The sequence below is a fragment of the Chengkuizengella axinellae genome (assembly GCF_030730905.1).
In the GTDB taxonomy this organism is placed as follows: Bacteria; Bacillota; Bacilli; order Paenibacillales; family KCTC-33759; genus Chengkuizengella; species Chengkuizengella axinellae.
The window spans coordinates 106,220-118,613 of record NZ_JAVAMP010000011.1; the positions used below are offsets into that span (position 1 = coordinate 106,220).

At 35.6% G+C, this 12,394-nt stretch carries 10 protein-coding genes; 6 read left to right on the forward strand and 4 right to left on the reverse strand.

The genetic code is table 11. From position 1 onward, the window contains the following. Positions 1-240: 240 nt before the first annotated feature. Positions 241-951, reverse strand: a complete 711-nt coding sequence (locus Q5Y73_RS18195) for a DNA alkylation repair protein (RefSeq protein ID WP_305993397.1) — start codon at positions 949-951, stop codon at positions 241-243. A 76-nt stretch (positions 952-1,027) separates the two neighbouring features. Beyond that, the gene (locus Q5Y73_RS18200) at positions 1,028-1,903 is read right to left on the reverse strand and encodes an MBL fold metallo-hydrolase (RefSeq protein WP_305993341.1); all 876 of its coding nucleotides are present in this window, start codon (positions 1,901-1,903) and stop codon (positions 1,028-1,030) included. A gap of 162 nt (positions 1,904-2,065) precedes the next feature. On the opposite strand from Q5Y73_RS18200, the gene Q5Y73_RS18205 reads away from it, so the two are divergent. The 3 genes from Q5Y73_RS18205 to Q5Y73_RS18215 all read left to right on the forward strand — a co-directional run bounded on the left by Q5Y73_RS18205 (position 2,066) and on the right by Q5Y73_RS18215 (position 5,395). After that, positions 2,066-2,773 carry a pseudouridine synthase gene (locus tag Q5Y73_RS18205; RefSeq protein WP_305993342.1) on the forward strand — a complete coding sequence of 236 codons (708 nt, stop codon included), beginning with the start codon at positions 2,066-2,068 and terminating at the stop codon, positions 2,771-2,773. Positions 2,774-3,075: 302 nt separating this feature from the next. Further along, the gene (locus tag Q5Y73_RS18210; protein ID WP_305993343.1) at positions 3,076-4,302 is read left to right on the forward strand and encodes a nuclear transport factor 2 family protein; all 1,227 of its coding nucleotides are present in this window, start codon (positions 3,076-3,078) and stop codon (positions 4,300-4,302) included. A gap of 373 nt (positions 4,303-4,675) precedes the next feature. Then, complete coding sequence (locus tag Q5Y73_RS18215) at positions 4,676-5,395, forward strand: DUF4386 domain-containing protein (RefSeq protein ID WP_305993344.1); 720 nt, start codon at positions 4,676-4,678, stop codon at positions 5,393-5,395. On the opposite strand, the gene Q5Y73_RS18220 is transcribed toward Q5Y73_RS18215, so the two are convergent. Continuing rightward, positions 5,392-5,991, reverse strand: coding sequence for a Crp/Fnr family transcriptional regulator (locus tag Q5Y73_RS18220; RefSeq protein WP_305993345.1), 600 nt, complete (start codon positions 5,989-5,991; stop codon positions 5,392-5,394). The two genes, Q5Y73_RS18215 and Q5Y73_RS18220, sit on opposite strands and share 4 nt — an antisense overlap. Before the next feature lie 771 nt (positions 5,992-6,762). On the opposite strand from Q5Y73_RS18220, the gene katG reads away from it, so the two are divergent. The 3 genes from katG to Q5Y73_RS18235 all read left to right on the forward strand — a co-directional run bounded on the left by katG (position 6,763) and on the right by Q5Y73_RS18235 (position 11,249). Then, positions 6,763-8,982, forward strand: coding sequence for a catalase/peroxidase HPI (gene katG, locus Q5Y73_RS18225; protein ID WP_305993346.1), 2,220 nt, complete (start codon positions 6,763-6,765; stop codon positions 8,980-8,982). A 333-nt stretch (positions 8,983-9,315) separates the two neighbouring features. Beyond that, positions 9,316-10,218: a helix-turn-helix domain-containing protein gene (locus Q5Y73_RS18230; RefSeq protein WP_305993347.1), complete on the forward strand. Its 903-nt coding sequence runs from the start codon at positions 9,316-9,318 to the stop codon at positions 10,216-10,218. A gap of 113 nt (positions 10,219-10,331) precedes the next feature. Next, complete coding sequence (locus Q5Y73_RS18235; RefSeq protein WP_305993348.1) at positions 10,332-11,249, forward strand: SDR family NAD(P)-dependent oxidoreductase; 918 nt, start codon at positions 10,332-10,334, stop codon at positions 11,247-11,249. Between the two features lie 261 nt (positions 11,250-11,510). Here the strand turns inward: Q5Y73_RS18235 and Q5Y73_RS18240 are convergent, their stop codons facing one another. Continuing rightward, complete coding sequence (locus Q5Y73_RS18240) at positions 11,511-12,212, reverse strand: FAD-dependent oxidoreductase (RefSeq protein WP_305993349.1); 702 nt, start codon at positions 12,210-12,212, stop codon at positions 11,511-11,513. Between the last annotated feature and the right edge of the window lie 182 nt (positions 12,213-12,394).

Genomic DNA, 12,394 nt, shown 5'->3' on the forward strand with positions numbered 1-12,394 from the left:
TAATTTCTTAGTATTAAGAAATGAACGATTAGAGTCGTTTTACCATCAATAATTTATTTGAATAACAACTTTCAAATGCTCTGAGGAGCTTGATCAAAACCCATACTGTTTTTCATATAGATAACTTTGATTTTCAAACCTGTGAAGTGATAACATTAAATTTCAACAATAACACCTCCTTTATTTAGATGAAACTGTAAGCTGTAATCTCCCTCTTGTAGAAGAGTAAGATCTACAGTATTAACAAATACACGTTTTTCGTTTCTTGCCAATTACTTCTCTGCTCTCTATTTTTTCAATATATTCTGTAGCAAGTGGGACTTTACAAGCCGTTTTCCCCATATTGACTTTCACTTTCCCAATCACTTCAGCAATACGTTTTGCTTCTTCAGTCAGAGGCGGATAATAAGCTCCTACAGAAATAACAAATCCATTCATTACATACCGCACCCGATTTCTTTCTTCATGAATAGAGTGCTCTACTTTTTTTAAGCGTTTCTTTACTTCATTCCCATCAATAAGATCATCTGGGGTTATGGATAAGTAATTTGAATACGTACTCCAACCTGCTGTAGCTACCATTTCACTGTCTGAGGACATCCACTCTCTAGCTAATTCTAAAGCATATGGAGATTCCGCAGCTACTTGTGCAACTGTATATTCACTTAACATATACCAGTTAGCTTGTTCAACCCACTGTTGTAGCTTTTGCTTTGTCATTTGTTTCGGATCAACAGATAAACCAGCTAGGTACATCGCATCACTATTCCCAGAATCGTACAATTTCAAAGCCAAGTCCTGATCCTTTTTAACTTTTTTCACTAAGTGTTTTTTCAGATCACCCACTTTTACACCATATATAGGTTCGACAGCTCCGTGGTTTTTAAAGATCTTTTTGGTTTGCTCATTTCCAAGCTCCTCAAGTTTGGCCATTACTTCTTCATAAGTAATCATTTTAATCCCTCCCTCATGATTTCATTCTTTACTTATTCTAGTATTTTGCTCAAAATCCCTACAATGCATAACTCTATATTTCATTGTTCATTTGATATCCATTCACAAAAAACTCAATCGTTTCAAGCTCTTCATCATTCAACTCCCGTTCCACTTGCTTAGAATATGCATCTTTTATACTCTCTTTATCACCTTTGGAAAGTTCAGTATATTTAGCTATGGATTTTAAAAGAATCACCTCTTGATTGAATTCTTTTTTTGAGATGTCTGTCCCATGTGAGTAGATATAGGTTTCCGCTTCAAATGCTTCTAATACTTCCAACAACGATAAAATTCTTTCGATGGTATAGTTTGTTTTATATGAAAAAATATCTGGATAAATACAATCTCCTAAAAATAAAACCTTTTCCTCTTTTATGTACGCCACCACCGAATCCGAAGCATGATCTCCCCCCACCTGTTGTAAAATACAAGTCACTCCACCAAGATCTATTTCAAGCCTATTTTCGAATGTTAATGTTGGTAAAGTTATAGTTATATCCCTATGATATACGAACTCTTCCTTTATGGCGTTTGCACAAAATTCGATTTCCGTCCCTTCTTTTACACGTTCATCTATTGCCTCATCTGACCATGAAAGAGGGATTAACTTCTTCATCTCCTCTGCTGTCTCTTTGGAAGAAATGGATACCGTATTAGTCAATGAGGAAAGACCAAATATATGATCCCAGTGCCAGTGAGTTAAGGCTACAATATCTGGTTTGGAAATTTGTTTTTTTGAAAGCTCGTTAATAAAATATTGGGCATGTGCTTCTGAGTTTCCCGAATCAATCATCAGTATCTTCTTATCACCAACAATCATCCCCAATATTGGACGATCTGTTTCTGAAACAGGCGTCATATAGTAAAATCTTTCCCCGATCTTTTTTATCTTTTGTACTGTTTTCATTGAATCGCACTCCTAATATTTATTTATCTATGTAACTTTATAATAACCATTCACTTTCTTATCTACAATCTATAGCCACTATATCTCTGCAAGTCCTTGAAAACAAGATTGTATTTGGTTATTCTTAAAGCTATAACTTTCTAAATTAAGGATGTCGTTAACATGCGTATTAATAAATTTATTAGTGAAACTGGAAAAGCCTCTAGACGTGGTGCAGATAAACTCATTCGAGAAGGAAGAGTGACTATCAATGGAAAAATTGCAGAAATAGGCAGCCAGGTTGAGCCTGGAGATGATGTTATAGTAAGTGGTGAGCCAATCCGTATAGCCAGAAACAACGTCTATATTGCATTAAATAAACCACCAGGTATTACAAGCACAACAGAAAAGAATGTAAAGGGAAATATTATTGAACTGGTTAATCACCCTCTAAGGATCTTTAATATTGGGAGGCTTGATAAAGATTCGGATGGTTTAATACTCCTTACAAACGATGGAGATATTGTAAATGAAATTTTACGTGTTGAAAATCAACATGAAAAAGAATATGTAGTTTCAGTAGATAAACCCATCACCCCTGAATTTCTGAAAAAGATGTCAGAAGGAGTTAAGATTTTAGGTGCAAAAACACTTCCTTGTGAAGTTAAACAAATAAACAAGTTTGAATTTCAAATTATATTAACCCAAGGTTTAAATCGTCAAATCCGTCGTATGTGTGAAGCTCTAGGTTATGAGGTTTACAGACTGCAAAGAACTAGAATTATGAATATTCATTTGGGCAATCTCCCATTAGGACAATGGCGAGATCTATCAAAAAAAGAAAAAACTCGATTGTTTCAGGATCTAAATTATCAGCCAAAAGAATGGTGAGAAACACACCATAAAAACCCCTTAAGCGTATCAAACATCGTTTAAGGGTTTTTATTATATTCTATTGTACTTAAAATCACTTTTCAAATTATTACCCAGGTAATATCATCAAATCGTTTTTGTTAAACATAAAGCGGCAGAAAAAATGAAAGATGATCTGTACGTTAAAAAGTAAGGGTATATTTAATTTATAAATATTCTTTACCTATCCCATTTTTTATATAAGTGATACTTTATTAATATAAATAATCATGATATTTTTGATATAGAACCCAAGAAATAACCGTAAGGGAGCATTACATATGACAACAAACATACTAGTAAAACAAGAAGATATAACGCAAGTTAAAACAGTCTTAAATAGATTTCAGCAAGGTTACACAAATAAAAACATAGAAGTGTTAGATGAATATATTAATGATCTATTTATTAACGATAATAGTATGATCACGGTAGGAACATCTCGTACAGAGTGGTGCTTCGGTCTTAAAGATTTAAAGGATATGATTGAAAGTGATTGGACATACTGGGGAGATCTTATTGTAGATTTTGAAAATGCAAAAATCAACTCTAAAGATAATGCAGCTTGGTTTATAGCCGATTGTACGATCAGCTTTGATACACCAGATAATTATGATGAATGGTGTGCAGATTTAATAGCAGATTTTTTTGAAGAAGGTCGTTTTATTAACTTTAAAACCATGCCAAAGTTAGCTATGCTCAACTTAAAATTAGCATCTATAGTAAAATCCATTAGTGGAAATCAAGGTAGTAATATTCCTTTCCCTTTAAGGTTGTCTGGTGGGTTAATAAAGAAAAATGACAAATGGCTTATTCATAGATTGCAATTTTCAGCTCCAATGTCCAGCTATCCAGAATGGAGAATAGATAGGGATAATCCCGATTCTTTAAAATATTTCAATGAAATAAAAGAGAAAATGAGCAAATATAATGAGAAGTATGATGATAATAACAAAAAAGATATTATTGAAACTCTACATGACTTTCAAAATCATTATTTAAATACATCAACCAATATTCAAGAGACTGTACAGACCTTGTTTTTATCCCATGATGATATTTACGTTGTTGATCCTCATGAAAATCCCGCAGCTATAGGTTGGAATCGTATTGAAAAAATGATATGGCAGCAAAGAGAAAAATGGGATGAAATGAACCTGAATATTCATGAATCCATGATTCGAACTGAGGGAAACACAGCAACCATCGTTACAAGTGGGATTTTGAAAAAAATAATAAACTCTGAAGAATTGCTGCAAAATGAGTGGAAACTAGTCAAGGAAACATTACAAAAAGAAGGAAAAGGCGAGGATAAACTTTTTGAAGCTCAAAAACAGATCGCTTATACCTTAAAAGAATTGTCTTTTGGAGATGAATCTTTGTGGGAGTTTAGATTTGAAGCTTTAGTTATAAAGGAAAACGAGCAATGGAAATTCCATAACATTCAATTTACGTTTCCTATATTAGATATGTTTGAAGGAAATTATAATATGGTGCCTTTGCTTTAAAAAAATGATCAATTTATTTAGGAAATAAGATGATAAGGGCTGATCACTTAGTAGAATTATCTACTTATAGATCAGCCCTTATATATTAATTACTATTACTAGAGGTTTTTTTAGCATTAAAGCTATGAATCGATACACCATTTACTCATTACCATATTTATCTTTTTAAAGATCCATTAGATCTTCTTTTAACAGAGGATTTAATGGATTTTTAAAGCTATATTTAGTCAATCTTGTTATTAATATGTGCCGTATTAAATTATGGAACTATTATTTTAAATCAAACTGTTTTTCTATTGACTTAAGTCAATGCGATGTACCTCTTTCTCAATTACAATACATTCAAAACACTAAGGAGGGAATAATACAAAAAATGGAAACATTACAGCAAGATACAAATCAACTTCGAAAATCAGCAGTGATTGCCGGAATATCTTTATTAATCATGACCTTAGCTGCGTTTTTTTCTTATGGATATGTTCATAGTTCATTAATTACGAACGGGGAATCTATTGCAACCCTAAATAAAATCCAAATGTCCTCAGGTTTGTTTAGCGCAGAGATCTTTGGATGGCTTGTCATTTTAATAACAGATGTTTTGGTATCATGGGCATTTTATATGTACCTAAAGCCTATACATCAAGGTTATTCATTACTAGCCGCATGGCTTCGACTAATGTATACGGCCATACTTGCTATTGCAATATCAAATTTGATTCAAGTAGGTAATTTGGTTAGTGATCATGGGGAGCTTTTCAATCAGTCAAACGATACTCTTGCTTCTCAAGTTATGATGTCTATCATGACATTTGAATCTGTTTGGTCATTGGGATTAATTGTGTTTGGTCTGCATCTCTTGGTGGTGGGTTTTGTAGCGTTAAAAAACAAGACAATACCAAAGGTGATCAGCATTTTACTTGTCTTAGCCGGCGTTAGTTATATGTTGGTTCATCTATTACATGGATTTTTTCCAATCTTAAAAGACGCTACATCTACAATAGAAACGATTTTAAGCATTCCAATGATTGTTGGAGAGCTTGGCTTTGGCATCTGGCTATTAATTAAAGGGGGTAAAAAACCTTTTTCAAATTAGTCCTGCACTTTTCTTAGATGAGGTCGTTCTAACCTACGTTTTATACGACTAAGCGACTCTGGCGTTATGCCTAAATAACTAGCCAATTGGTGCTGCGGCACACGATCAATCAATTCAGGTCGCTTCTCAAGAAGTATCTGATAACGTTCTTCAGGTCGAGAAGCAATAAATGCTGCAAAGTCATCATGCATCTCACCCATATTTTTTTCAATCATCTTAAGTGTCATAGATTCAAGTCCTGCATGTTCGTCGTACATTTGCTGCTCAATAGATAAGTCACCCACGACAAGTACGCAGTCTTCTAAACAGCTTAATGAATATTTTGATTTTTTTTCAGACGTATGTTGATTAAAGATAGTAACCCCTTGTTCCTCTGTGAAAAAATTAGAAGTAGTTTCTTTTCCTGCTTCATCGATTGCAAACTGTCGGACACATCCCTTTAAAACAAAGTAACACTTCTCTGGAACCTCTCCTTGATGCAGAAGGACGGTTCCCTTTTTAAACTCTTCAAGCGGTATATCTGCAGTGATCGTCTCTAATTCTGCTTCACTAAAGTCTGTGAAGCGTTTCATATATTGAATAAGGATGTCTTTCATTTAAATCTAGCCTCCTTATATTATCCATTCTAAAATTATACTTCACCGTTTATTTATCCTTCCTTTGTGTAATGTGTAATGCTTCATTTGATTGTTGCTATTATCATTGTATTCTATGTGCACTTTCATTATATAAATTACATTGGATGAAACCAAATACCTTTTATCCATAATAACATTAGGACTTCATCCATATCACCTACCATTAAACCCCATAATTTTTCATGGTCTTTTCTCAACGCTGATATAAACATCTATTGCAGCTTGGTGTCCATAGTAGTGAATATTAATATTGAAATATGATGTTAGTTCTTCTCCTTTCTTCTAAAAATGACTCTATGGAATAACTTATTATGAGGTGATGAGTTTGATGAAGAATGGTATAACGAGGTTTGGACAGTAAACAGTGTAACTTGGAAAATAAGGGAGTCAACTTAGCAGCCTTAAAGCAATATGATAATTGGTATAATTAACAAATAACGCTCAGCGCTATTGCTCAAAAAATAGTAGCAAGAAGCGGAAAAATCTTGTTTAACAACTTCTTATTCAGGAAAGTTTAATAACATGGAAACATTTTTCACCCTACTTGTGTGATGATAAATCATATTAAATAGTAAATATTATTAAATCCACAACCCATATCACTTTGAATCAAACTACCAGTCCACTATAATAGATAGTGAGAATTATCAAAATAGTCTAACATCTATTTGTAGTAAGATGTAATGTTATCTTCGACTTAATGTTCAAAAATAGGAAGGAGAATGATGAATGGAAAACAACAATTATCCTGACCAAAAGGAACACACAGCTGCATCTGCAGGAAAATGTCCTGTAACCCATCACAAAGATAGTGCGATAACGACAACGACAGCTCCTAGAGGTACGACGAATAAAGACTGGTGGCCAAACCAATTGAACTTGGGCATTCTTCGCCAGCATGACAAAAAATCCAACCCAATGGGAGAAGACTTTAATTATAAAGAAGAATTCTCTAAGCTCGATTATGATGCTCTAAAGAAAGATCTACATCATTTGATGACTGATAGCCAGGATTGGTGGCCTGCTGACTACGGTCACTACGGTCCATTCTTTATTCGTATGTCTTGGCATGCAGCAGGAACATTTCGGACGGCTGATGGACGCGGGGGCGGCTCTACTGGATCACAGCGCTTTGCACCTCTAAATAGTTGGCCCGATAATGTCAACCTTGATAAAGCTCGCCGTCTGTTATGGCCTATTAAACAAAAGTATGGAAACAAGATTTCCTGGGCCGACTTACTTGTGTTAACTGGTAACGTGGCACTTGAATCCATGGGCTTGAAAACGTTTGGTTTTGGTGCAGGGCGAGAGGACATTTGGCATCCTGAAGAAGATGTATATTGGGGTTCAGAGAAAGAATGGTTAGCAGACAATAGGTACTCTGGTGACCGTGAACTTGAAAATCCACTTGCTGCTGTACAGATGGGACTAATTTATGTAAATCCCGAAGGGCCTAACGGAGAGCCAGATCCACTTGGAAGTGCCCGTGATATTCGTGATACATTCGAACGCATGGGGATGAATGACCAAGAAACAGTGGCGCTTATCGCTGGTGGACACACATTTGGTAAAGCACATGGCGCAGGGGATGCTTCTCATGTAGGCGACGACCCGGAAGCTGCAACACTTGAAACACAAGGGTTTGGCTGGAAGAGTACATACAAGAGCGGAAAAGGCCGTGATACGATATCAAGTGGTGTTGAAGGTGCATGGACAACGAACCCTACTAAATGGGATAATGGCTACTTTGATCTGTTATTCGGGTATGAGTGGGAATTGGCAAAGAGTCCCGCAGGCGCTTCACAATGGGCACCAGTTAATATGCAGGAAGAGCATTTGGCTCCTGATGCTGAAGACCCATCCGTCCGAGTAAAAACGATGATGACAACAGCAGATATGGCCTTGCGTATGGATCCGGAATATGAAAAAATTTCTCGTCGTTTTTATGAAAATCCGGAGGAATTTGCCGATGCATTCGCTCGTGCTTGGTTTAAATTACTTCACCGCGACATGGGGCCTATAGAAAGATACTGGGGTCCAGAGGTTCCAGTAGAAGAGTTAATTTGGCAGGATCCGATTCCAGCAGTTAATTACGAACTATCCAATGCCGAAATCACTGACCTAAAAGAAAAAATCCTGAACACAGGATTAACCGTAAGCGAACTTGTGAAAACAGCTTGGGCTTCAGCAAGCACATTTCGTGGTTCTGATATGCGCGGAGGTGCGAACGGTGCACGCATCCGTTTGGCTCCTCAAAAAGACTGGGAAGCAAACGAACCTGAACAGCTAGAAAAAGTCCTAGGAATCTACGTAAACCTTCAAAGCAAGCTTGATAAAAAAATCAGCCTTGCTGATTTAATCGTACTGGGTGGAAACGCAGCTATCGAAAAAGCAGCAAAAGATGCAGGCTTTGAGGTAACGGTTCCATTTTCTCCTGGTCGTGGCGACGCAACAGCCGAACAAACAGAAGTGGAAAACTTTGAAGTATTAGAGCCGGTATCTGATGGATTCCGTAACTACCAGAAAAAAGAATACTCTATCAGTCCAGAAGAAATGCTGATAGACAAAGCACAACTACTTGACTTAACTGCACCAGAAATGACAGTCTTGCTCGGAGGTATGCGTGTCCTCGGTACAAACCATGGTGGCACAGAACAAGGAGTTTTTACTGACCGTGGTGGTACCTTAACAAATGACTTTTTTGTAAACCTGCTTGATATGGGGATTGAGTGGAAACCAGCAGGCTTTAACAAATATGAAGGCCACGACCGTAAAACAGGAGAAGTAGTACGTACTGCCTCACGCTTTGACCTGGTATTCGGTTCAAACTCAGTTCTTCGTGCTTTAGTTGAAGTATATGCACAAGACGATAATCAAGAAAAATTTGTACGTGACTTTATCGCAGCATGGGCGAAGGTGATGGATGCAGATAGGTTTGATTTGAAATAAAAAACTATACTTATTAGTCAGAGACGTACAGAGCAAGTCTGATCCCGGGTTAACTGCACCTCAATTGTTATGCAATTAGAGGTGCGTTTTTTTATATTATATCCTCTCGCTTCCCACCAAAACAGCCACCGCTATACATCTTTTCAATATTTTGAGAACTTATTTACATATCTCCCTTCTTTCCCTTTAAAATCTACAGCGCCTCCTAACTAGATTTATATAATTAGTATATCACTTGAACTTTACGTCAATGTCAATCCCTTATATCTTGCACTGCCTTTGGATGTAATCAACCATAAATGATATTGTATACTTAGGAGATGCCCAAAGGAGTTGATTCCAATAAACGAATCACTGAAGAAAAATAAGCCTGCAATCATCGGTGAACCGTCTTTTTTGAACTACAAAGGCTATACCGTTTTTAGTCGATTCACTTTTGATCGCTTTCACCGTTTTCCCAAAGGTTATTTTCAAGACGAAGCATGTTTTATTTTTGCTGAACAGGGTGCTTTCAATTTAAGGTCACCATATCACCTGTATGAAGTCAATAAGAGCCAAGGGGTACTTCTTAAATGTATGGACTACTTCCTTGAAAGCCCTAGCAAGCAACATATGAACTCATCCATTGAATTAGTTGGTGTATTTCTTTATCCTGAGATGATTCAAGAGGTCATGAAATTTGAAACGATTGAATCAGAATTTGTTGAGAATTTTTATGGTTCTGGTGTTCCTATAGATAATATAATTACAAACTTTAAAGAAAGTCTGCAATATCTTTTTGACAATCCAAGACTGGCAAATGAGCTTATGATCAAAACGAAACTCATAGAATTTGTTCTATTAATGGTCTACTCGGGACAAGCACCTAACCTAAATGAGTTTTTATCTGCTCTATTTAAAAGTCATACGCTTGATTTTAAGAAAACCATCGTTGCCAATCTATACTCTGATTTGTCCCTTGAAGAATGGGCTCATTTAACAGGGGTAAGTTTGGCTACTTTTAAACGGATTTTCAAAGAAATATATGGCTCATCCCCTATGAAATACTTGACTGAACGTAAACTTGAAAGATCCTGTGAATTATTGGTTCAAACTGATCGAAGCATTATGGATATCGCTTTAGAAAGCGGCTTCAACTCACTAGGTACCTTTAATCGAAACTTTAAGTCACACTATAAGCTAACGCCTTCAGAATTTAGAAAACAAAAGAAGAATGAACGTGAATTAACCATTTAAACCTTTTTTGAGAAATGATTGAGCTAATCTGAGAAGTCTTAATGAAATAAACCATGATACAGTTTATATATCATTAATTGAAAGATTTCATAAATCAGATTAGGAGTGATTTGATGTTAAAGAAAGTATTAATAACTGGTGCCAATAGTGGATTAGGTAAAGAAAGTGCAAGACAATTAGCCGAGGATCCAACTATTGAGAAGATCTATCTTGGTTGTAGAAATAAAAAGAAAGCAATGGAAGCCAAAAAAGAACTAGAGTCTGTCACAGGAAGAAAAATCTTTGAAATTATAATGATAGATGTTTCAAACTTAGACTCCGTTCGTCATGTTGTAGATCATATGAAAGAACCGATTGATGGCATTGTAATGAATGCTGGGGGATTTGGTGGTTCAGATTTTATGAGTCTTACGCCTGAAGGTACAACACGTATATATGCGGTAAATGTATTGGGCCACGCTATGCTTTTGGAAAGATTACTGGAACAAAGTAAATTAACCTCCGTAGGTATTTTTGTTGGTACGGAGGTGTCTAGAGGCGTTAAGGGAATGGCTAAGAGACCTGAGCTTAAGCAGGGTTCTGTTGGAGAGTTTACCTCCATTGCTAATGGGACATTCTGGGAAAAAGATATTACAGATGCAATGATACCTTATGGGTATGTCAAACTTATGGGCGTTATGTGGATGTCATCCTTGGCTAGAAAATATCCCAAAGTACGTCTTCTGTCAATGAGTCCTGGTGGAACGGCCGGTACTGAAGGCACAAGCAGTATGCCAACCTTTAAAAGAATGTTTACAAAGTCCTTATTTGAAGTCAGTGTCTTGTTAGGTAAAATGCATAGAGTTGACGTTGGAGCCAGACGTTACATTGATGGGTTAACTGATTTACGTTATAAAAGTGCCGTTTTTTATGCCAGCAAAAAAGGTGTTACTGGTGATGTCGGGGATCAAGGCATGATATTTGATGTTTTTAATAATAAAACATTTCAGGATAATGCTAGAAAAGCGGTCTTAAGTTATATACGTCACTAATGTTATAATCAAAATTGAATCTGCGCCATTATAAGACCGGTTAATCTCATCGGTCTTTGTTATTTTCTCACTCAAACATTCTACCAAAAACTACCATTACTTATGATACGGTAATCGTACTGAACTAGAGTAAGATATATCTCCTCCTACTCTGTTCATTCGATTTTTATTATCTTGTTAAACACAGCTCACATGTTTAAATAATCAATACTACTCTAACCTATATTCAAATCATACAGTCAGTAGCTAATTAACATTGTTTTAATATCCATAAAATGGATCATTAATAATTTTATTCTTTTTAATACCTTCTTCTTTTAGCAGCGATTTTACTGATTTAATTATAGGCATACTACCAGATATATAGTAATAAGCGTCACTACCAAATTGTTTTGCTAAATGTTTAATTTTAGTTTGAGTAGGTTTCTTACCATCCATCATATACAGATTAATATTTGAATTTTTCTCTGCAATCTCGTTTAATTCTTCTCTAAACAAGTGATAATTTGTTGATGTATAGACAATATTAACCTGACGTTTGGTTTTATTTTCAATTTCCTTAAGTAAACTTCTTATAGGTGTTACCCCTACACGACTTGCTATTAGCACCAATGGTGAAGAAGTATCTGAAATCTTAAATCCGCCAAATGGACCTCTCACACCAACACGTTCTCCCTCTTTCATCTCAATTAGATTCTTTTTAAAACTGCTAGCTTTTCGACCTGTTCGTATACCAATTAACATGTGACCTTCTTTTTCAATTGAAGCAATACTGAACGATCTCCACTTCTTACCATCGACTACTCTATCAGGTAAAGTAAAAATTGCATGCTCACCAGGTATCCATTTTGTATTCTCTTTTAATTTTAATTTAATTAAATAGTAGTCGTCGTAAGGGTTAACTACTGATGCAACCTCCAAAAATGTTTTTTTAAATAACCCTTTTAATTTTAGTAACTTCATAAGTTTACTCCTTTTCTTTTTATAGGTATTCCTATACACTGACTTCATTCTGACTCATTCCTGATTCAATTTTATTAGCATTAATTTATTGACTTTCCACTAGGTCATCTATCTTTTTTATTTTGAGATATTCAATATAAGTGAACTTCCACCAATATAGTTCGTTCGCGACCGAACTATAT